Source organism: Falsiphaeobacter marinintestinus (genome assembly GCF_007923355.1).
Taxonomy (GTDB): Bacteria; Pseudomonadota; Alphaproteobacteria; order Rhodobacterales; family Rhodobacteraceae; genus Phaeobacter_A; species Phaeobacter_A marinintestinus.
The window spans coordinates 233,418-253,268 of sequence record NZ_VOGO01000002.1 but is presented as its reverse complement, the minus strand read 5'-3'; the positions used below and the strand labels follow the sequence as shown (position 1 = coordinate 253,268).

The following is a 19,851-nucleotide window of genomic DNA, read 5'->3' as shown; positions in this document are numbered from 1 at the left end:
TTCCGGTTTTTTTCGGATCTCGACCTGAAATGGTTTCGACGCACTGTTTCGGGCAACATGTGGCTTAGGAACAGGTCAAAACCTTCAAATTAACCCAACGTAAGGTACATATTTTTCAATGCCCTACTTGGTTCAATGAAAGCAGTCTGGCAGCATTTAACGACTCGCTAAAAGTGCGAAATGATCAGACATCATTTGACAGAGGCCCTTTCCGAAATGACTACCTATGCATTCTCCTGTTTTAGCTTGGACTACGAAGACAACGACGATCACACCGATGACGTTTACACCCAGTTTCATTCTGGCTCCCTGTTCTCAGTCTCTGCCCCTACAGGGGCCGGTTTCACCTACACCTTCAGTAGTGAACCCGACGCTGAAGAGTTCGATGTGGACATCGATCCGGGATCGTATTTTTCGATTACTCTGGGTGGCTTTGATGCCGATACAATCGACATAGAATCCGAAATCGTTGACATTGAATGGGTCGAAGGAGGCATCCAGAAAACCGCCATCGTTCTCGTTCTGGATCATGAAAAAGGCGACAACGCCGAGGGAAAATTTCACGGCACCCGGTACTTCATATCGCTGGTCGGTGACCCCCTGCCCTCTGTCACCTCGGTCGCCGCTTTTGAAGCATTCGACGCTTCTATAACCTCGGCGACCACGGCCACCGGTGACTATGCCGCAGGAGAGTTCATTCCCTGGGCCAGCGTCGGCAGTCCGGATGTCAGTCAGGTTGACGAAGTCTATGGCACGCCGGGCGATGATGTGGTGCGAACCGGTGCAGGTGACGATGAAATCTACAGCTCGCAGGGTGACGATTTCTATAACGGCGGCGGCGGATGGGACGAGTTGCATTTCTCGGGCGATCCAAGCGGCGTAGACGTCAACTTTGCCGCCCGGCGGGCCACAGACGGTTGGGGCGACACCGATGTTATCCTGTCCATCGAAATGGCGCGCACGTCGATGTTTGCCGACACGGTGACCGGGAATATTGAGAATAATCAGGTTCGATTGCTGGCCGGGGATGATACGTTCAACGGCGGCGGCGGTACTGATACCGTTCGTTACGACAAAGATGCCGAACATGGCGGCACCGCTGGCGTGACGGTCAATCTGGGTACCGGAACCGCAACCGATGGCTTTGGCGATACCGATACACTGTCCAGCGTCGAAAACGCCATGGGCACGGAACAGGATGACAGCCTGACCGGGTCCATTTCTGACAACCACTTGCGTGGGCTGGCGGGTGACGACGACCTGTTCGGCGAAAACGGCGATGACGATCTGGATGGTGGTGAGGGCAACGACCTGCTGGACGGTGGACGTGGCAACGATGAGCTTGATGGCGAGGACGGTGTCGACACCCTGTTGGGCGGTAACGGTGACGATACGCTGAACGGCGGCAGCGGCACTGACATCCTGAATGGCGGTCTGGACGACGATATCCTGACCGGCGGCAATGGCGGCGACACTTTTGTGTTCGAAGGCCAGTTCGGCAACGACGTGATTACGGATTTCAATGCCCGAACCGCATCAGAGAAAATCGACCTCAGCGGCGTCACGTCGATTGTTGGCATGCTGGACCTGATCAACAATCATATGACCCAGGTCGGCGATGATGTCGTGATCCAGGCCGGCAGCAACACGATCACGCTGGAAGGCGTGGACCTGGTTGATCTTGGCCTGCCCGATTTCATTTTCTGAGTTCGACACTTAAGATTTCCTGAACGCCCGACCTGTATCTCCTCACAGGCCGGGCGTTTTCATGTCTGAGGCTTCAATCCTGTTCGCTTTGCGTTTATGGACAGCCAATCGCTGCCGAAAGGATGCCCGCATGATCCCCAGTTCATACCCCTCAGCCGAGGAAATGGCCCGCCTCACCGCCCGGATGCTGCTTGAAATCAAAGCTGTTCATCTGAACGCGAAAGAGCCGTTCACGCTGGCGTCGGGGCTGCCCAGCCCGACTTACATCGACTGCCGCAAGTTGATTTCGTACCCGCGCATCCGGTCCACCCTGATGGATTTTCTGACCGTCACGATCATGCGCAATGCCGGGTTTGAGGCGTTTGACAACATCGCAGGCGGTGAAACGGCTGGCATCCCGTTTGCGGCACTGGTGGCCGAACGCATGGCGCTGCCGATGACCTATGTGCGCAAGAAACCCAAAGGCTATGGTCGCAACGCCCGCATCGAAGGTGATATGACCGAAGGCCAGCGGGTTCTGCTTGTCGAAGACCTGACCACCGATGGCGGCTCAAAGCTCAGCTTTGTCGATGCAATCCGCGACACCGGCGCGACCTGCGGGCACACGGCGGTGATCTTTTACTACGGCATCTTCCCCGAGACCGAAAAGACGCTGGGCGATCATGGCGTCGCGCTGCATCACCTGTGCACATGGTGGGACGTGTTGGCCGAGGCCAAGTCATCCGGTGCCTTCGACGCGGAAACCCTGACCGGGGTCGAAGCGTTCCTGAACGCCCCTCGCGAATGGCAGGAAGCCAATAAAAGCTAACCGGCGGTCTGTCGGCGCCGGGCATCTGCCCGGCTGATTACCGGGCAACCCAGCGTTTCATCCAACGCCTTGGCCAATTCCTCGGCTGTTTCGGTCGATCGGTACTCGCCACCCGTCCGGTCGGCCAGACAGCGCGCGACAGTGCCGGCGTTCTCATAGGCTTCACGTTCCTTACCCTGCCAGCCGAAAAAATCGCCGCGGATCTTGAAGCCAATGACGTGCACAGTCAGGTCCACCGAATCTGCAACCAGTTCTGCTGCCAGTTGACACGGCGCACCGCCACAGGTTTCACGCCCATCCGTGACCAGAACCACGACGCCGGGTTTGATGCGATACTCCAGCACCTGTGCGGCGCGTTCCACGGCTTCGGTGAGGGGCGTTTCGCCCGACGGTTCCAGCCCATCAACCGCGCGTACAACATCGGGGCCTGCCGATGGCACAGGCGCGAATCGCAAATCGATATTGGCGCATTGATCTTCGTTTCCCGGTCCATAGACGATCAGCCCCATCCGTCGATACGGCGAGATATACGGCATGACATCGCGGACGGCCCGGCGGGCTTCGATGATTCGCGGCTCGCCCAGATGGTTGAACCCCATTTCGGCCATCGATCCCGATCCGTCAAAAACGACCATCGCGTCGACGCTGCAATCGGAAACTGCCAATGCCGGGCGTCCCCCGGTCAGCGTCAAGGCCGTCACGCAAAAAGCCGCGGCCATTGTCGGAATCGGGTTCAATCGCATCCGTCGTCTCCTCGTCATGCTGCAGGGTCTTTTGCCATCATGCTACATCGGGGCGGCCCAAGACCAAAGCGCTTCGTTGAGTGGGTTTTCTCGACTTGGGCCCGAACCGCTGACAGGCCTTTGAACTTGTTGCAAAACACAGTGTTGGACCTGACGTCGCGACCCTGCTGCGTCGCAAAACACGCTAAATGTTGACGTAAGGTATCCCGGTGCGTCAATATGAAGGGGTTGCAGGCCATGCACAGGCTATCCACAGAAACATACAATTTGCCATGCCCGCAGCGCATCCTTTATGACGGTCAGCCTAAGGGGCAGTGGGGCAGACAATGAACGAGATCTCGAATTTCGACACAGCACAGACGCAAGCAGCAGAAGAAACGACCATGCCGCACTCGGTCGAGGCCGAACAGCAGCTTTTAGGCGCGATTCTGACCAATAACGATGTCTTTGACCGCATCGCCGCGATCATCAAGGCCGAGCATTTTTTCGACCCTGTGCATCAGCGAATCTATGAAATCGCCTCGGCCCGTATTGCCAAGAACGCACTTGCGTCTCCGGTGACGCTGAAGGCTTTTATGGAAGATGACGACGGCCTGAAAGAACTGGGCGGCCCCGCCTATCTGGCCCGTCTGGCCGGTGCCGCGATCAGTGCGTTTGCAGCGCGTGACTATGCTCAGATGATCTATGATCTGGCGATCCGGCGCGAACTGATCGGGCTGGGCAAAGACATCTCGGACAAGGCCGCCCGGGTTGAAGTCGCAAGCGAGCCGAAAGAACAGATCGTCGAAGCTGAACAGGCGCTGTACAAGCTGTCCGAACAGGGCCAGACCGAAACCGGGTTTCAGAGTTTTCTCAAGGCCGCCACCGACGCGGTCAACGTGGCCAACGCAGCCTATCAACGCGGTGGCGGCATGGCCGGTGTACCGACCGCACTGACAGATCTCGACAAAAAACTGGGCGGCCTGCATCCCTCCGACCTTCTGATTCTTGCCGGACGCCCATCGATGGGCAAAACCTCGCTCGCCACAAACATCGCGTTCAATGTTGCCAAAGCGTACAAACGCGGGCTGAAACCGGACGGTTCCGAAGGCACGATTGACGGCGGCGTCGTCGGGTTTTTCAGCCTTGAAATGAGCGCCGAACAGCTGGCCGGACGGATTTTGTCCGAGGCGTCCGAAATTTCGTCGCACAAAATCCGTCAGGGCGATCTGACCGAGGGCGAGTTTCGCCGCTTTGTTGAAGCCGCCAAAGATCTGGAAGCCTGCCCTCTTTATATCGACGACACTCCGGCCCTGCCGATCAGTCAGTTGGCAGCCCGCGCTCGGCGTCTGAAACGGACCCATGGGCTGGATCTGCTGATCATCGACTATCTGCAGCTGTGCCGCGGCACGGCAGACAACCGCGTGAACGAAATCGGCGAGATTTCAATGGGCATGAAGGCCATCGCCAAGGAACTCGACATTCCGGTGATCGCCTTGTCCCAGCTGTCGCGTCAGGTTGAAAGCCGCGACGATAAACGCCCGCAGCTGTCTGACCTTCGGGAATCAGGTTCCATCGAACAGGATGCTGACGTGGTGATGTTCGTCTATCGCGGCGAATACTATAAAGAGCGGGAAAAACCCGGCGAAGACAATGTCGAGGCCATGGCCCAGTGGATCGAAGAGATGGAGAGCCTGCACGGCAAGGCCGAGGTCATTGTTGGCAAGCAGCGGCACGGCCCTATTGGCACGGTCGAGCTGTCGTTCGAAGCTCAGTTCACGCGATTTGGGAACCTTGCGAAAACCTGGCAAACCGACGACCAGCAATTCTGAACCCGCTTCGCGTGACGCATTCGTGACTGGACTTGCGCCCGGCACTGGGGCGCAATGTGGCTATGCGTGTCCTGCTCATATTCCTTTTGGTGTTGGCTGCACCGGCCAAGGCCCAAACCGAGGTTGATGTCGAATTGGTTCTGGCAGTGGACGTTTCGCGGTCGATGACCCCTGCCGAGCTGGAAATCCAGCGTCGCGGCTATGCCGAAGCCCTTTCCAGCGACGAAGTTTTCAAAACCATCGGCAAAGGCATGATTGGGCGGATCGCGGTGACTTACGTAGAATGGGCCGGATCAGCGTCCCAAACCGTTGTCATCCCATGGACCCTGATCGAAACGCGCGACGATGCGCAGGCTTTGGCCGACCGGCTGACCTCGTGGTTCAACGACGGGATGCGGCGCACGTCGATTTCGGGCGCGTTGCTGTATGGTGCCGACAGTTTTGAGCTGAACGAATTTGTCGGATTGCGACGCGTCATCGATGTCTCGGGGGATGGCCCTAACAATTCGGGCGCGCTCGTGCTTGACGCCCGCAGTCAGGTTTTGGCCCGTGGGATTACGATCAACGGTTTGCCGTTGATGACGCGCGACGCGTTTTCTGACCGGTGGGGCATCCCCGATCTTGATATCTATTACCAGAATTGCGTGATCGGTGGTCCCGGCGCTTTTGTGATCCCAGTATTGACGTGGGATCAGTTTGCAAAGGCTGTCCGTAGAAAGCTGGTGCTGGAAATCGCAGGCCTTGTTCCACAGGCTGCCCCCCAGGTCATACCCGCCACCACATATGACTGTCTGGTCGGAGAAAAAATCTGGCAACGCAACATGGGCGATTTCCCGGAACCCTGAATGGACTTGACCTTCGCCCGCGCAGGCGAAACCCTGCGCGGAACCAAGCGGAGGGTACTATGACCATTCACGACTTCATGGCAGCTTACAAACGGGTCTGGGAAGGTCAGGATTCCGAAGGCTTTGCGGCCCTTTTTCTTGAGGACGGCCAATACTGGAACACGCCGTTTCAGGTGCAAAAGACACCACAGGAACGGGCGGCGTATTGGGATCGTATCAAGCTGCAGGACGATATCGAACTGAATTACGAAGTGTTGGCCGAAACGCCAAACGGTGGCATCGGGCATTGGAACGTAACCTATCAAGTCGCCTCGGAGGAGCTGTTTGCGATCTGGGCCAAGTCCACCGGAACCGGCCTGCCTGATCGCCAGCCCGGCGATCCCCTGCCCCGGCTGGAACTGGATGGCACGCTGGTTGCCGAGTTCGACGATAGCGGCCTTGCCCGGGCCGTTCGGATCTGGTGGCATTCGAAGATGCATCCTGCCACCTGACGACACTGCGAATCCCCTTGACGCCAGACGTCCCCATGGCATGAACGCCCCATGAGCACCGCGACCCTTTCCATCGACCTTGACGCGTTGGCCGCCAACTGGCGCGCCCTGGACGCGCGCACGTCCTGTGAAACCGCCGCTGTCGTCAAAGCCGACGGTTATGGGCTTGGGGCAGGCGTTGTGGCCCACAAACTGGCCCAAACGGGTGCGCGGCGGTTCTTTGTCGCCGCTGCCGAAGAAGGTGCCGCCGTGCGCGAGGCCGTTGGCCCCGGCCCGATGATCTGCGTGTTTTCCGGGCATATGGACGGCGACACCGGTCTGATCCGCAATCATGATCTGGTTCCGATGCTGAATTCGGTTGACCAGTTGTTGCGCCACGTTGAAAGCCTGCCGCATCGCGCGTTTGGCATTCAGCTGGACACCGGGATGAACCGTCTGGGCATGGAACCCGATGAATGGGTCGCGCTGAAAGACATCGCACTCAGACAGATGCCGGTGCTGATCATGTCACATCTGGCCTGCGCGGATGACCCCGACCACCCGATGAACGCCCATCAGTTGCGCGTGTTTCACGAACTTACGGAAGGTATCGACGTGTCGCGATCGCTGGCAGCAACGGGTGGTATCCTGTTGGGCCCTGATTATCACTTTGACATCACCCGCCCTGGCGTCGGCCTCTATGGCGGCCTGCCATTTGACGAGGCCGTTCCGGTTGTGTCCCTTGACCTGCCCGTCATCCAGATCCGCGATCTGAGAGCTGGTGAAACGGTCGGTTATGGCAACAATTGGACGGCCAAGCGCCCGTCACGCATCGCAACTGTCGCTGCGGGCTATGCCGATGGTCTTTTGCGCGCTATTGGAAGTGACAACGTCCACCTGTTCACCCAGGATACGTCGTGCCCTTTGATCGGACGCGTATCGATGGACCTGATCACTGTCGACATCACGGATCTGGCGCAAGAGCCTGAATCTCTGGCGCTGATGAACACCGAACAAGGTGTTGATGATCTGGCTGACGCTGCGGGCACAATTGGCTACGAGATCCTGACCTCTCTGGGTGCGCGATACAAGCGGGTGTACAAGGGATGAACCCCCTCACGCTTCTTGCGCAACTTGGCCGCATGGTTCTGGTGACATTGGCAGAAGTCGGTCGGGCATCGATATTTGCGTGGTCTGCAATCACCCATATTTTCCGCCCGCCTTACTATCCGCGCGAACTGGCAATTTCACTGTTGCAGATCGGCTGGCTGTCCTTGCCGGTGGTGGGTATGACTGCAATCTTCACGGGCGGCGCGCTTGCCCTGCAGATCTATTCAGGCGGCGCGAGGTTCGATGCCGAAGCCGTCGTGCCCCAGATCGTCGCCATCGGTATTGTGCGCGAACTTGGCCCCGTGTTGGTCGGCCTGATGATCGCCGCACGCGTCACGTCTTCTATCGCGGCAGAAATTGCCACGATGAAGGTGACCGAGCAGATCGACGCTTTGGTGACGCTGTCCACCAATCCGATGCAGTACCTTGTCGCGCCGCGCGTGCTGGCCGCGTTGATCACCGTGCCGCTGCTTGTCGGCATTGGTGACATCATCGGGATCGCAGGTGGGTATACGGTTTCGGTGCAAAGCCTTGGTTTTAATTCAGCAACTTACCTCAAGAATACTGTCGATTTTCTTGAACCGCTCGACATCATTTCATCGTTGGTCAAGGGCACCGTCTTTGGCGGGATTTCCGCCGTGATGGGGTGCTATTTCGGCATGAATTCCGGCCGCGGGGCTCAGGGTGTTGGCCGTGCGACCAAGGGCAGCGTCGAAGCCGCCGCCGTTCTTATCCTTGCTGCCAACTTCCTGCTGACGGGGGTGTTTTTCTCGGTATGATCCAGCTTGAGAACGTCCAAAAGGCCTTTGGCAACAACCGTGTGCTGCGCGGTATGACCCTGGAAATCAAAAGCGGGACGTCGATGGTCATCATCGGTGGTTCGGGCACGGGAAAATCAGTGGCCCTGAAGTGCATTCTGGGACTGATCCAGCCTGATTCCGGCAAAATTCTTGTCGACGGCAAAGATGCATCGACTGGCGACCGCGACGCGTTTCTGGCCAAGTTCGGCATGCTGTTTCAGGGCGGCGCGTTGTTTGACTCTCTCCCCGTCTGGCAAAATGTGGCGTTCCGGCTGCTGCGTGGATCGCTGAAACGCCCGCAAGCCGAAGCGCGCGAGATCGCCATCGAAAAGCTGCGCCGCGTGGGTTTGAAAGCCGAGGTCGCAGATCTTTTTCCGGCTGAATTGTCAGGGGGCATGCAAAAACGCGTGGGCCTGGCCCGTGCGATTGCCGCCGATCCCGAGATCATCTTTTTTGACGAACCCACCACTGGTCTTGACCCGATCATGGCAGGGGTCATCAACGAATTGATCCGTGAAATCGTCGTCGAAATGGGTGCCACAGCGATGACTATCACCCATGACATGACCTCGGTCCGTGCTATCGCCGACAACATCGCGATGTTGCATGACGGCGTGATCCAGTGGACCGGGCCGGTCAGCAAGATGGATGACAGCGGCGATCCCTATCTGGATCAGTTCATCAACGGGCGCGCTGAAGGTCCGATTGAGGCTGTGCGTTAAGTCAGGCGTCCGCGCTGTCCGGTTGGGCCAGTTCCATTTTCAGGCCGGCCAAAAAGTTGCGCAGCAGCGTCCGGATAAACACATCCGCCTCTTCTTCGCGGGACAGTTTTGACGTCGTTTCCAGTGACACGATCCCATACAGGCTTGACCACAGCACCCGCGCAGACAGCCAGGCCTCTGCGCTCCCCTGTTGCGAAAACAGCGGATCGATCGCTTTGACGCCATAAGCCAGCAACTGCGTCACCTGTTCAACATAGTGATCCGGAAGAGTTCGCTGTTCGGGAAGCATATGAAAAAACACGGCGTTCCAACGGTTCTGATGCGCGTTTGCGAATTGGAGACAGGTTTTGGCCAATTCAAACAGCGAGGTTTCAGGATCGTCGCCAATTTCGACGTCGGCCAGTGTCGCATGCAGGTCTTTCAGCGTCAGAACATGTGTCTCGACAATCAGGTCATCCAGGTTTTCAAAAACCTGATAAATCGTGCCCGACGTGTACCCGATTTCTGCGGCAATCTTGCGGATACTAAGACCGCGAAGCCCGCCGTCTTCGATCAGCTGGCAGGTGGATTTTAGAATCATCTCGCGCAGCTGATCCCGAGTGTGATCTGATCTTCTTCCCACCTAACACACTCCAAAAAAACACTATTTCACTGTTTTCCATCGTATATTGATCAACGGTTAAATTCAAGGTAAGTTTAATTAATCATCGTTTAATATTAACGCGATGGGACGAAAGACGGGCCACTACACAGGCCCGGTTTGCGACTTTTGATTGGGGAAAAAGGGTTTCTATCCATGTTTGACATATTGATTATCGCGGTTCAGGTCGTCGGCCTGTACCTTCTGGCCGATCTGGTTGGCGGCATTTTTCACTGGGCCGAAGATACGTTGGGCGACGTTGATGACCCGATCTGGGGCAAGGTATTTGTTCAGCCCAACCAGACGCATCATGACCGCCCGGCTGATATGATGAAAATCCACTGGCTCAAGAACAACATCCCGATCCTGTCCTTTACGGCGCTGGTTTTGATCGTCGCCTACTTTGCCGACGCAATGTCATGGCAATTGTTGGTCTTCGCCGCATTCGGCGGCTTCAACCAACAGGCCCACCGATTCACGCACGCACCGCGACACCGTCTGCCCAAGATCATCAAGCGTCTCCAGAAAATCGGGGTCCTTCAAAACGCACCGCATCACTGGAAGCATCATATCGACCCGCACGTCACACATTATTGCGTGCTGACCCCATGGCTGAATCCCTGGTTGGACAAGCTGGGGTTCTGGCGTGGGCTGGAGCGGATTTTCGTGCCCCTGTTCGGCGCCCCCCGCCGTCCGGATCTGCAAACCAAATCCTGGTATCGCGACTGACCGCCCCGCGATTGTTCAAAATCAGGCGTGTCTGATGCGCCACGCAAAGCCGGTTTTGATCGGCTTTGAAGACTGCAAGACCTTTCAAACCGCGCTGACGCAACCCAACTCTGATCGAACGCGCACCGGCGCATCCATTTAAGGGGACAGTTCGATCTTATTCCGCCTCGCCACGCTGGCCCTGCTTATCCTGTATCCAATCGCCTGGTTTGCGCCGCTTTTGCGTGCCAGCCTGCTGCCTCTGTTCGGGATGAGCGAAATCACGGTCATGACCGGTTTGCAGTCGCTTTGGCAGACTGACCCGGTGCTTGCATTAATCGTTTCGACCTTTGCGCTGTTTGCTCCGTTTATGAAATGCATCGGGCTTGCGCTGGTGCAATGGAACCTGCTTGACGTGCGCGCCATGCCAGCAATGCATATCCTTGGAAAGCTTGCTATGGCAGACATTTTCCTGATCGCGCTGTACATCACCATCGTCAAGGGCGTGTCTTATGCACGGATCGAGATCGCATGGGGTTTGTATCTGTTCACGGCCTGTATACTGGCGTCGATCATTCTGGGGATATTGATCGAACGCAACATGCGCACGCAGCCTTCAGCAAACGGTTCAAAGGCCTGAGCAATGGGCCAATCTGGGGTTGAGCCGAAGCAGCCGCTCGTGCAGTAACGCAGAATGGCAAAACAGAAATCCTTCGTCTGCGCCTCGTGTGGGGCAGTCACTTCAAAATGGTCGGGCCGGTGCGACGGCTGCGGCGAATGGAATTCCATCGCCGAAGAGGCCCCGCTGTCCGCCGGGCCGTCTTCAAAATCGCTGGGCGCCAAGCGCGGGCGCAGCGTGGCGCTGACCGATCTTTCGACTGAAGAAGCCCCGCCGCCCCGCACGATGAGCGGCGTTGCCGAACTGGACCGGGTTCTGGGCGGCGGTCTTGTCGCGGCATCTGCCATTCTGGTTGGGGGCGATCCGGGGATCGGCAAATCCACTTTGCTGTTGCAAGCCGCTGCAAGGTTCGCGCGCAATGGTCTGAAAGTGCTTTATATTTCAGGCGAGGAAGCCAGCGCGCAGGTCCGGATGCGCGCCCGACGCCTGAATCTGGCCGACGCCCCGGTTAAACTGGGTGCCGAAACCAACCTGCGCGATATCCTGACCACGTTGGAGGCCGAAAAGCCCCAGCTGGTGATCATCGATTCGATTCAGACGATGTGGGCGGACAATGTCGAAAGCGCGCCGGGCAGCGTGTCTCAAGTCCGCGCCGCTGCGCATGAGCTGACCACTTTTGCCAAGCGCAATGGCGTCAGCGTTGTGATGGTCGGCCATGTCACCAAGGACGGACAGATCGCTGGCCCCCGCGTGGTCGAACATATGGTCGACACGGTCCTTTATTTCGAAGGCGAACGCGGCCACCAGTTCCGCATCCTGCGCGCCGTGAAAAACCGCTTCGGCCCCGCCGACGAAATCGGCGTGTTTGAAATGACCGGTGGCGGGCTTGCCGAAGTTTCCAACCCCTCGGCCCTGTTCCTGTCGGAACGCGGCGAACCCAATCCGGGATCGGCCGTGTTTGCCGGGATCGAAGGCACCCGGCCCGTCCTGACCGAAATCCAGGCGCTTGTTGCGCCCTCCCCGCATTCACAGGCGCGCCGGTCGGTCGTCGGCTGGGACGGAGGGCGGCTGGCGATGATTCTTGCGGTTCTCGAAGCCCGCTGCGGCATCCCGTTTGCCGGGCTCGATGTCTATCTGAACGTCGCAGGCGGTATGAAGATCAGTGAACCGGCCGCAGATCTGGCCGTGGCGGCCGCTCTAATAAGTGCCCGCGAAGACACAGCGCTTCCCGCAGATACCGTTGTTTTCGGGGAAATCAGCCTGTCTGGTGCCCTTCGTCCGGCCCCTCAGACCGAAAACAGGTTGAAAGAAGCGCAAAAACTTGGTTTCACCGCAGCCATTGCTCCGGCTGGCGGCAAAACCGGACCGGGCGGCGGGATGTCAATGACACGACCTGCCGACCTGGTAGGATTTGTCGGCGACATCTTCGGGGCCGGATAACAACGAAGTAGCGATCGGGACAGGCGAGAGACATGGAAGGTTTCACCATCATCGACGGCATCGTGGCCGTGGTCATCGTGCTCTCGGCACTGTTGGCGTATTCGCGCGGTATCGTTCGCGAAGTCATGGCAATCGCCGGCTGGGTGGCCGCTGCGGTTCTGGCATTCATCTTCGCACCGCAGGCCGAACCGCTGATCAAAGAGGTCCCGGTGCTAAGCGATTTCATCGCCGACAGTTGCGAACTTAGCATTATCGCGGCCTTTGCGGCAGTGTTTGCTGTTGCCCTGATCGTCGTCAGCTTTTTCACACCGCTGTTTTCGACGCTCGTGCAACGCTCGGCGCTTGGCGGGCTGGACCAGGGTCTGGGGTTCCTGTTTGGCGTGGCGCGCGGCATCCTTCTGGTTGCGGTGGCCTTCTTTGTCTATGACACCGTGATTACTGCGCAGAATTTCACCATCGTTGATGAAAGCCGTTCGGCCCAGGTGTTCTCGCGGTTCAGTGACAAAATCGAACAGCAAAGCCCGGAAGAGGCGCTTGGCTGGATCACCCAACAATACGAAGGTCTGGTCGGCAGCTGCGGCTCGGCCCAATAATACCTCGGATAAACCCGCAAAAATATAGCGCTGCAGTCCTCCGTCGGCGGAGGGTTGCAGTTTGAAGATTATTTTTTCGGATACTTCCGCAACATTTTGTGATCCTTTCGTGACACTGACCGCCGGTGCCTTTATGTGGGTAAATGATACAGCCCACGGATTCGGAGCCCCTCACCCGTGCCGATGACGCAAATGCCTCCCGCCCACCCGTTTGACGATGATAAACTGCGCGAAGAGTGCGGCATATTCGGAGTCTCCGGCGTCAAAGACGCCTCCAGTTTTGTCGCCCTTGGCCTGCACGCCCTGCAGCACCGTGGCCAGGAAGCCGGGGGGATTGTGACGCACGACCCGACGCAAGGGTTCAATTCGGCCCGCCGCTTTGGATATGTCCGGGACAATTTCACCTCGACCGACATCATGGAAACCCTGCCCGGGCCGCTGGCCATAGGGCATGTGCGCTATTCCACTGCCGGATCCAAAGGGCAGACCGCGATTCGCGATGTTCAGCCGTTCTTTGGCGAATTCTCGATGGGGGGCGCGGCGATTGCCCATAACGGCAACATCACCAATGCCGATGCCCTGCGCCGTGAACTGATTGAACGCGGTTCGATTTTCCAGAGCTCGTCTGACAGTGAATGCATCATTCATCTGATGGCACGGTCGCTCCAGCGCAACATCCCCGAGCGGATGGAAGACGCGCTGCGACGTGTCGAAGGCGCGTTTTCGATCGTGGCCATGACGCGGACCAAACTGATCGGTGTACGCGACCCGCTGGGTGTGCGCCCGCTTGTGCTGGGTAAGATCGGGGACGGCTGGGTGCTGAGTTCCGAAACCTGTGCGCTCGACATTATCGGTTCCGAGTTTATCCGCGAGATCGAGCCCGGCGAAATGGTTGTCATCACACCCGAGCACGGTGTGCAAAGCCATTTCCCGTTCCGCAAACAAAAGCCCCGGTTCTGCATCTTCGAACATGTCTATTTCTCGCGCCCCGATTCGATCCTGGGCGGCCGGTCGGTTTATGAAACCCGCGAAAGCATTGGCCGCGAACTGGCCAAGGAAAACCCGGTGGACGCCGATCTGGTCTGCCCTGTTCCTGATAGCGGCACCCCTGCGGCGATTGGCTATTCGCTGGAATCGGGCATCCCTTATGCAATGGGGATTATCCGGAACCAGTACATGGGTCGAACCTTCATCGAGCCGACCGAACAGATCCGCAACATGGGCGTGCGACTGAAGCTGAACGTGAACCGGGCCTTGATCCGGGGCAAACGGGTTATTCTGGTCGACGATTCCGTGGTGCGTGGCACAACCAGCCGAAAGATCAAGGAAATGATCTTGGATGCGGGCGCGAAGGAAGTGCATTTCCGCATCGCCTCTCCGCCCACTGCATGGCCCTGTTTCTATGGTGTCGACACGCCTCAGCGCGAAAAGCTGTTGGCCGCAACCATGTCGGAAGAAGAAATGCGCTCGCATCTGGGCGTGGACAGCCTGAAGTTCATTACTCTGGACGGGCTTTACCGTGCGGTTGGCGAGGCTGGCGGTCGTAATCCGGCAACACCGCAGTATTGCGATGCCTGTTTCTCGGGGGAATACCCCGTCAAACCGTCCGACATGCTGGCCAAAGGGTTCGAAATGAAGGAAGCCGCCGAATAAGATCGGCAGGGCGTTGCCGGTGACCCGCGGTCACCGGCAAAGGATCGCCCGAAGCACAATCTTCAGCTTCCATCGCTGCTTCGCAGCACTTATGTCACCACCTTCTGAACGTAACGATGAACGGGCCGGGCGATGGCCACCCGTTGAAGGGGATCATGAGTAGCAAGGCAAGTTCGGGCAAAACACCCGCTAACGTCGCCGCAACCGCGACACAGGAAAAAGCCGCCGATCTGTCCAGCGTCACGCTGATCGGGCTGAATGGCGCATCCGGGGCCTATAAAGCGCTTGTGCGGATGCCCGGTGGGCGGATCAAACAGGTTACAGCGGGCACCCGACTGACGGCCGGGAAAATCGTCGCCATCGACGAAAACGGCCTGATTCTGGAAAAAAATGGCCGCACCCGGCGGGTAGAGATGCCCGGATCCTGATAGGGGCTTGACCCCGGTCACCGGCAAGGCCAAACCGCCCGGCATGACCGATACTCCTGTTGCCCTGATCACTGGCGCGTCGCGCGGCCTTGGTGCTGCTCTGGCCGAAGCGCTGTGCGAAACCCATCATATCGTCGCCGTGGCTCGCACCACCGGCGCTTTGGAAGAACTGGATGACCGCATCCAGGCCAAAGGCGGCAGCGCCACCCTTGCACCAATGGACATCACGGTGCCTGATGCCATGGCCACGCTGTGCCGTGGCATTCATGACCGCTGGGGCAAGCTGGATCTGTGGCTGCATACCGCGATCCATATCACCCACCTGACACCCGCCGTTTTCATCGATGCCAAGGACTGGGAAAAATGCAACGCGATCAACACAACCGCCGTGTCGGTGCTGATCCCCTATGTTGCGCCTTTGCTGGGCGATGACGGTCAGGCCGTGTTTTTTGATGACCCCCACGCAGGTGAGAAGTTTCATGGCATCTATGGCGCCACCAAGGCAGCGCAGATCGCACTGGCGCGCAGTTGGCAGGCCGAGACTGTGAAGACAGGCCCCCGCGTACATGTGCTGCAGCCCCGGCCGATGGCCACAGCCATCCGTGCGCGGGTGCATCCGGGCGAAGATCGCAGCGCGCTGGCGACCCCCGCCAGTGAGGCCGCACGCTTGCTGGCGCAGCTCTGACGCACGGAAATGGCCCTGACGGGCCATGCCGTTGGCAAGAGTATTTTGAAAGAGAAGAAACGCGCTTGCTTGCCCAGCCTGTCAACGGCGTCTATCAAAGCTCAAACAAGGCGGGATTTCATGCGTATATTAGTGACCAACGATGACGGCATCAATGCACCGGGTTTAACCGTGCTGGAAAAGATTGCCGCAGATCTGGCGGGCCCCGACGGTGACGTCTGGGTCTGCGCACCGGCCTTTGAACAGTCCGGGGTTGGACACTGCATCAGTTATACCCACCCGATGATGATCGCCAAGCTGGACGACCGCCGCTATGCCGCCGAAGGCAGCCCGGCTGATTGCGTTCTGGCCGGGCTGCATGACGTCATGGGCGGTGATCGACCCGATCTGGTTCTGTCCGGTGTGAACCGGGGTAACAACTCGGCCGAGAACGCGTTGTATTCAGGCACCTTGGGCGGCGCCATGGAGGGTGCGTTGCAGGGCATCCCGTCAATGGCGCTGTCGCAGTATTATGGCCCGCGCAATCTGACACTGGAGAACCCGTTTGAGGCCGCCGAACAGCATGGTGCCGATCTGATCCGACGGATCCTTGCGGCCCACCCTGCTCAGGACGACAGCTATCAGGTGTTCTACAACATCAACTTCCCACCAGTTCCGGCAACTGAGGTCAAAGGCAACCGGATCGCGCCGCAGGGCTATCGCGGACACGGGCGGTTCCTGACGGAACCTCATTCATCGCCGTCAGGCCGTCAGTTTGTCTGGATCAAGGGCTCGCAGCAGCATGACCCCACAGCCCCCGGAACCGATGCGGCGGCCAATCTGGATGGCTATACCTCGGTCACGCCGATGCGTGCCGATCTGACAGCGCATGACCTTTTGGGGCCGTTGAAGGCCATCGAATGACCGGACCCCCACCCGAAACCAAGATGCAGTTCCTGTTCGCGCTCCGCTCAAAGGGTGTGACGGACACACGCGTGCTGAACGCCATGGAAGAGATCGATCGCGGCCCGTTCGTGCGTGGCATCTTTTCCGAGCGCGCCTATGAGGACATGCCCCTGCCCATCGCCTGCGGGCAGACCATCAGCCAGCCATCGGTTGTGGGCATCATGACTCAGGCGCTGGACGTGCAGCCGCGTGACAAGGTGCTCGAGGTCGGCACGGGGTCGGGATATCAGGCCGCGATCCTCAGTCGGTTGGCCCGCCGGGTCTATACCGTCGAACGCCACACCCGGCTGGTGCGCGAATCCCGTGAGATTTTTGAGACGCTGGGCCTGGTCAACATCACCACGATGGTTGCCGACGGATCGCATGGATTGCCCGATCAGGCCCCATTTGACCGGATTATTGTCACCGCAGCCGCCGAAGACCCACCGGGGCCTCTCTTGGCGCAGCTTAAGATTGGCGGTATCATGGTCGTGCCAGTCGGCCAGTCCGACACCGTTCAAACCCTGATCCGGGTGCGGCGTGGCGAGGACAGATTTGAGTATGATGAAATCCGGCCCGTGCGGTTTGTGCCGCTGCTTGAAGGGCTGGGCAAGGACATCTGAGTAACACGTAAGCCCCCGGTCAACAGGGGGCGAGTTTTGAGGAACAGCAATGCAGATCCCCGTTCGGACGCCCTCTATCCGCCTATGTGCAGCGGTTTCCGCCTTTGCCCTGATGGCAGCCTGTAACGAACCGCTGGATTTCGATCTGCGCGGCAAAGTCGGCGGGTTTTCAACCGCGCCTGCCGCGCTGGCGGTGTCGACAACCGACCGCCCGGAAGCCGACGATCGTGGTATCATTTCGTACCCCAGCTATCAGGTCGCCGTATCCCGGCGCGAGGACAGTGTGGCGGATGTTGCTGCCCGGATCGGACTGCCCGCAGACGAGTTGGCGCGGTATAACGGTATGGAAGTCACTGACAAACTGCGCGAGGGCGAGATCCTTGCCCTGCCCCGTCGAGTGTCTGAGCCAGCAGCCGGAACGCCGGGATCGATTGATATTGCCTCGCTGGCCGGTGACGCCATCGACAGCGCACCGGACACCACTCCGGTGACCACCACCACGTTGGAGCCTGTGTCTGCCGAGGTCTTGAAGGCGGCCGAACCGGTGCGCCATAAGGTCGACCGGGGTGAAACCGCATATACCATCTCGCGTCTCTATCAGGTGCCGGTGGAATCGCTGGCCGAATGGAACGGGCTTGGGTCGGACTTTGCCGTACGTGAAGGTCAGTATTTGCTGATCCCGATCAAGAACCAGCCTGCCCCTACGACCGCTGCTCCGGTCGAGGCCGCCGCTGTGACCCAGCCCGGTGCAGGGTCGCCGACGCCGACGCCACCAAGCGCGACGCAGCCTTTGCCGGATGAGGTCGTGGACGCAGAACCGCCTGAAACCCCGGACGTGTCGGTGGGCGAACCGAGCAAGGCCAGCAGCGCTGCGATGTCTTTGCCGGTGCAAGGCAAGATCATCAGCACCTATTCCAAGGGCAAAAACGACGGGATCGACATTGCCGGGTCAGCTGGTGGTAGTGTTTCGGCCGCCGAGTCCGGTTCGGTAGCGGCGATCACCAAAGATGCAGATCAGATCCCGATTATCGTGCTAAAGCATGATACCGGCCTTCTGACAGTCTATGCCAATGTTGAAAATATCACTGTAAACAAAGGTGATAGCGTGAAACGCGGGCAGAAGATCGCCAGCTTGCGCAGCGGCGATGACGCTTACGTCCACTTCGAAGTCAGGGACGGATTTGATAGCGTCGATCCAATGCCTTACCTGCAATAGACCGCTTCTGACGAAGCCTTGAGTTGACGGCCACTGGATTTGGCGGAGAATGGGTTTGAACCCTTGTCAGGAGACTTTGTTTTGAAACCTTTCACCCCTTTGACCGCCCTGTTTTTTGTCGCAAGTACCGCCGGTGCCATGGCCTGCCCTTGGGCCGGCGGCACTTTTGAGGGCAACAACAATCAGGTCACAGTCGAATTCACCGTCAACGCGGATTGCACGATGGTTTCATTTCAGTCTACCGGCAGCGCAGGTTTCCAACCCCCTGATACGCCAGAAGATTTCGCGATGGTGCCTGGCAAGTATGGCTGGGATTCCGAAATGCACGGGGTGACAACGACCTTCCAGACCAAAGGCAAGATCGTGGATTTCAACGGCCCCGGCGTCACCACACGCCTGCACGTCGATCCGAAATAAACACTCAATGACAGGTGGTTAGCTTGTCAGGCTAATGCCTTGGCGTCCCGCCAGATCGACAAAGAACTGCCAGGCAACCCGGCCCGATCTTGCGCCGCGTGTTGCCTGCCATTCGATCGCTTCAGCGCGCAGGGTCTTGGCAGCGACTTTCACACCATATGCTGTGCAATAGCGGTCGATCATCGCAAGATACTCATCTTGCGAACACGGATGAAAGCCCAGCCACAATCCAAACCTGTCGGACAGTGAGACCTTTTCTTCCACGGCTTCGGAGGGGTTAATCGCGCTTGAGCGTTCGTTTTCGATCATGTCACGCGGCATCAGGTGGCGGCGGTTGGACGTTGCATAGAACACAACGTTGTCGGGACGCCCTTCGATGCCACCGTCCAGCACCGCTTTGAGCGACTTGTAATGCTGGTCGTCATGGGTGAACGACAGGTCGTCGCAAAACAGCACAAACTGGTGCGGAGCTGCGCGCAGGTGGTTCAGCAGACGCCCCACTGACGGCAGGTCTTCACGCTGGAGTTCGACCAGTTTCAGGTTCGGGTGATCTGCCTCAACCTCGGCATGTATTGCTTTGACAAGGCTCGATTTTCCCATCCCGCGCGACCCCCAGAGAAGGGCGTTGTTGGCGGCAAATCCCGAGGCGAACCTGCGGGTGTTATCCAGCAGCGTATCGCGCGATCTGTCGATCCCGACGAGAAGATCCAGCCCAACGCGGTTGACCTCGGGAACCGGTACAAGCCGGTCGGGTTCGACGTGCCAGACAAAAGCCGTGGCCGAATTGAAATCGGGGGCGGCCATCGGTGCCGGGGCCATCCGCTCCAAAGCTGAAGCAATGCGGGCCAACGCGTCCTGATCCATGTTCTGATCCTTGTCTGTTGCGACG

General features: G+C 58.5%; 22 protein-coding genes. 19 read left to right on the top strand and 3 right to left on the bottom strand.

Annotated elements, in window-relative coordinates; translation table 11 throughout:
* The first annotated feature begins 216 nt into the window (after positions 1 to 216).
* Positions 217 to 1,707 carry a calcium-binding protein gene (locus FOY56_RS24050; RefSeq protein WP_186766247.1) on the top strand — a complete coding sequence of 497 codons (1,491 nt, stop codon included), beginning with the start codon at positions 217 to 219 and terminating at the stop codon, positions 1,705 to 1,707.
* A 130-nt stretch (positions 1,708 to 1,837) separates the two neighbouring features.
* Complete coding sequence (locus FOY56_RS05520; RefSeq protein ID WP_146344819.1) at positions 1,838 to 2,515, top strand: orotate phosphoribosyltransferase; 678 nt, start codon at positions 1,838 to 1,840, stop codon at positions 2,513 to 2,515.
* Here the strand turns inward: FOY56_RS05520 and FOY56_RS05515 are convergent.
* Entirely contained in the window at positions 2,512 to 3,258 is a 747-nt protein-coding gene (locus tag FOY56_RS05515) for a vWA domain-containing protein (protein ID WP_246139421.1), read from the bottom strand. The two genes, FOY56_RS05520 and FOY56_RS05515, sit on opposite strands and share 4 nt — an antisense overlap.
* A gap of 326 nt (positions 3,259 to 3,584) precedes the next feature.
* On the opposite strand from FOY56_RS05515, the gene FOY56_RS05510 reads away from it, so the two are divergent.
* The 6 genes from FOY56_RS05510 to FOY56_RS05485 all read left to right on the top strand — a co-directional run bounded on the left by FOY56_RS05510 (position 3,585) and on the right by FOY56_RS05485 (position 9,016).
* Positions 3,585 to 5,069, top strand: a complete 1,485-nt coding sequence (locus tag FOY56_RS05510) for a replicative DNA helicase (RefSeq protein ID WP_146344818.1) — start codon at positions 3,585 to 3,587, stop codon at positions 5,067 to 5,069.
* A 62-nt stretch (positions 5,070 to 5,131) separates the two neighbouring features.
* Positions 5,132 to 5,914 (top strand): DUF1194 domain-containing protein, encoded by a 783-nt coding sequence (locus FOY56_RS05505; protein WP_146344817.1) that lies wholly within the window; start codon positions 5,132 to 5,134, stop codon positions 5,912 to 5,914.
* A gap of 59 nt (positions 5,915 to 5,973) precedes the next feature.
* Complete coding sequence (locus FOY56_RS05500; RefSeq protein WP_146344816.1) at positions 5,974 to 6,405, top strand: nuclear transport factor 2 family protein; 432 nt, start codon at positions 5,974 to 5,976, stop codon at positions 6,403 to 6,405.
* A 51-nt stretch (positions 6,406 to 6,456) separates the two neighbouring features.
* The gene (gene alr / locus FOY56_RS05495) at positions 6,457 to 7,494 is read left to right on the top strand and encodes an alanine racemase (protein ID WP_146344815.1); all 1,038 of its coding nucleotides are present in this window, start codon (positions 6,457 to 6,459) and stop codon (positions 7,492 to 7,494) included.
* The gene (locus FOY56_RS05490; RefSeq protein ID WP_146344814.1) at positions 7,491 to 8,273 is read left to right on the top strand and encodes an MlaE family ABC transporter permease; all 783 of its coding nucleotides are present in this window, start codon (positions 7,491 to 7,493) and stop codon (positions 8,271 to 8,273) included. Before alr ends, FOY56_RS05490 begins: the two co-directional genes overlap by 4 nt.
* On the top strand, positions 8,270 to 9,016 hold the full coding sequence (locus FOY56_RS05485; RefSeq protein WP_146344813.1) for an ABC transporter ATP-binding protein: 747 nt from the start codon (positions 8,270 to 8,272) through the stop codon (positions 9,014 to 9,016). Before FOY56_RS05490 ends, FOY56_RS05485 begins: the two co-directional genes overlap by 4 nt.
* 1 nt (position 9,017) lies before the next feature.
* On the opposite strand, the gene FOY56_RS05480 is transcribed toward FOY56_RS05485, so the two are convergent.
* Positions 9,018 to 9,638 carry a TetR/AcrR family transcriptional regulator gene (locus tag FOY56_RS05480; protein ID WP_146344812.1) on the bottom strand — a complete coding sequence of 207 codons (621 nt, stop codon included), beginning with the start codon at positions 9,636 to 9,638 and terminating at the stop codon, positions 9,018 to 9,020.
* 174 nt (positions 9,639 to 9,812) lie between these two features.
* Here FOY56_RS05480 and FOY56_RS05475 point away from each other — a divergent pair, with 174 nt between their 5' ends.
* The 11 genes from FOY56_RS05475 (at position 9,813) to FOY56_RS05425 (ending at position 18,962) form a co-directional block, all read left to right on the top strand.
* The gene (locus FOY56_RS05475; protein WP_146344811.1) at positions 9,813 to 10,385 is read left to right on the top strand and encodes a fatty acid desaturase CarF family protein; all 573 of its coding nucleotides are present in this window, start codon (positions 9,813 to 9,815) and stop codon (positions 10,383 to 10,385) included.
* A 154-nt stretch (positions 10,386 to 10,539) separates the two neighbouring features.
* Positions 10,540 to 11,004 carry a paraquat-inducible protein A gene (locus tag FOY56_RS05470; protein WP_146344810.1) on the top strand — a complete coding sequence of 155 codons (465 nt, stop codon included), beginning with the start codon at positions 10,540 to 10,542 and terminating at the stop codon, positions 11,002 to 11,004.
* Positions 11,005 to 11,058: 54 nt separating this feature from the next.
* Positions 11,059 to 12,423 (top strand): DNA repair protein RadA, encoded by a 1,365-nt coding sequence (radA, locus tag FOY56_RS05465; protein WP_146344809.1) that lies wholly within the window; start codon positions 11,059 to 11,061, stop codon positions 12,421 to 12,423.
* A 32-nt stretch (positions 12,424 to 12,455) separates the two neighbouring features.
* Complete coding sequence (locus FOY56_RS05460) at positions 12,456 to 13,016, top strand: CvpA family protein (RefSeq protein ID WP_146344808.1); 561 nt, start codon at positions 12,456 to 12,458, stop codon at positions 13,014 to 13,016.
* Positions 13,017 to 13,208: 192 nt separating this feature from the next.
* Positions 13,209 to 14,669 (top strand): amidophosphoribosyltransferase, encoded by a 1,461-nt coding sequence (gene purF / locus FOY56_RS05455; RefSeq protein ID WP_146344807.1) that lies wholly within the window; start codon positions 13,209 to 13,211, stop codon positions 14,667 to 14,669.
* Between the two features lie 155 nt (positions 14,670 to 14,824).
* Entirely contained in the window at positions 14,825 to 15,097 is a 273-nt protein-coding gene (locus tag FOY56_RS05450; RefSeq protein WP_146344806.1) for a pilus assembly protein PilP, read from the top strand.
* Positions 15,098 to 15,140: 43 nt separating this feature from the next.
* Positions 15,141 to 15,782, top strand: coding sequence for an SDR family NAD(P)-dependent oxidoreductase (locus tag FOY56_RS05445; protein ID WP_146345145.1), 642 nt, complete (start codon positions 15,141 to 15,143; stop codon positions 15,780 to 15,782).
* 120 nt (positions 15,783 to 15,902) lie between these two features.
* Positions 15,903 to 16,685 (top strand): 5'/3'-nucleotidase SurE, encoded by a 783-nt coding sequence (surE, locus tag FOY56_RS05440; protein WP_146344805.1) that lies wholly within the window; start codon positions 15,903 to 15,905, stop codon positions 16,683 to 16,685.
* Positions 16,682 to 17,329, top strand: coding sequence for a protein-L-isoaspartate(D-aspartate) O-methyltransferase (locus FOY56_RS05435; protein WP_146344804.1), 648 nt, complete (start codon positions 16,682 to 16,684; stop codon positions 17,327 to 17,329). The genes surE and FOY56_RS05435 overlap by 4 nt, the downstream gene beginning before the upstream one ends.
* Before the next feature lie 49 nt (positions 17,330 to 17,378).
* Complete coding sequence (locus FOY56_RS05430; protein ID WP_146344803.1) at positions 17,379 to 18,545, top strand: peptidoglycan DD-metalloendopeptidase family protein; 1,167 nt, start codon at positions 17,379 to 17,381, stop codon at positions 18,543 to 18,545.
* A gap of 81 nt (positions 18,546 to 18,626) precedes the next feature.
* Entirely contained in the window at positions 18,627 to 18,962 is a 336-nt protein-coding gene (locus tag FOY56_RS05425; RefSeq protein WP_146344802.1) for a hypothetical protein, read from the top strand.
* A gap of 18 nt (positions 18,963 to 18,980) precedes the next feature.
* On the opposite strand, the gene FOY56_RS05420 is transcribed toward FOY56_RS05425, so the two are convergent.
* Positions 18,981 to 19,826, bottom strand: a complete 846-nt coding sequence (locus FOY56_RS05420; RefSeq protein WP_146345144.1) for an ATP-binding protein — start codon at positions 19,824 to 19,826, stop codon at positions 18,981 to 18,983.
* Positions 19,827 to 19,851: the final 25 nt, after the last annotated feature.

Bases quoted from the DNA above. Each gene is read 5' to 3' on its own strand.
- FOY56_RS05475 (WP_146344811.1), top strand. From the start codon at position 9,813: ATGTTTGACATATTGATTATCGCGGTTCAGGTCGTCGGCCTGTACCTT.
- alr (WP_146344815.1), top strand. From the start codon at position 6,457: ATGAGCACCGCGACCCTTTCCATCGACCTTGACGCGTTGGCCGCCAAC.
- FOY56_RS05460 (WP_146344808.1), top strand. From the start codon at position 12,456: ATGGAAGGTTTCACCATCATCGACGGCATCGTGGCCGTGGTCATCGTG.
- surE (WP_146344805.1), top strand. From the start codon at position 15,903: ATGCGTATATTAGTGACCAACGATGACGGCATCAATGCACCGGGTTTA.
- FOY56_RS05490 (WP_146344814.1), top strand. From the start codon at position 7,491: ATGAACCCCCTCACGCTTCTTGCGCAACTTGGCCGCATGGTTCTGGTG.
- FOY56_RS05505 (WP_146344817.1), top strand. From the start codon at position 5,132: ATGCGTGTCCTGCTCATATTCCTTTTGGTGTTGGCTGCACCGGCCAAG.
- FOY56_RS05510 (WP_146344818.1), top strand. From the start codon at position 3,585: ATGAACGAGATCTCGAATTTCGACACAGCACAGACGCAAGCAGCAGAA.
- FOY56_RS05450 (WP_146344806.1), top strand. From the start codon at position 14,825: ATGAGTAGCAAGGCAAGTTCGGGCAAAACACCCGCTAACGTCGCCGCA.
- FOY56_RS05435 (WP_146344804.1), top strand. From the start codon at position 16,682: ATGACCGGACCCCCACCCGAAACCAAGATGCAGTTCCTGTTCGCGCTC.
- radA (WP_146344809.1), top strand. From the start codon at position 11,059: ATGGCAAAACAGAAATCCTTCGTCTGCGCCTCGTGTGGGGCAGTCACT.
- FOY56_RS05500 (WP_146344816.1), top strand. From the start codon at position 5,974: ATGACCATTCACGACTTCATGGCAGCTTACAAACGGGTCTGGGAAGGT.
- FOY56_RS05485 (WP_146344813.1), top strand. From the start codon at position 8,270: ATGATCCAGCTTGAGAACGTCCAAAAGGCCTTTGGCAACAACCGTGTG.
- FOY56_RS05430 (WP_146344803.1), top strand. From the start codon at position 17,379: ATGCAGATCCCCGTTCGGACGCCCTCTATCCGCCTATGTGCAGCGGTT.
- FOY56_RS24050 (WP_186766247.1), top strand. From the start codon at position 217: ATGACTACCTATGCATTCTCCTGTTTTAGCTTGGACTACGAAGACAAC.
- purF (WP_146344807.1), top strand. From the start codon at position 13,209: ATGCCTCCCGCCCACCCGTTTGACGATGATAAACTGCGCGAAGAGTGC.
- FOY56_RS05445 (WP_146345145.1), top strand. From the start codon at position 15,141: ATGACCGATACTCCTGTTGCCCTGATCACTGGCGCGTCGCGCGGCCTT.
- FOY56_RS05515 (WP_246139421.1), bottom strand. From the start codon at position 3,258: ATGCGATTGAACCCGATTCCGACAATGGCCGCGGCTTTTTGCGTGACG.
- FOY56_RS05420 (WP_146345144.1), bottom strand. From the start codon at position 19,826: ATGGATCAGGACGCGTTGGCCCGCATTGCTTCAGCTTTGGAGCGGATG.
- FOY56_RS05520 (WP_146344819.1), top strand. From the start codon at position 1,838: ATGATCCCCAGTTCATACCCCTCAGCCGAGGAAATGGCCCGCCTCACC.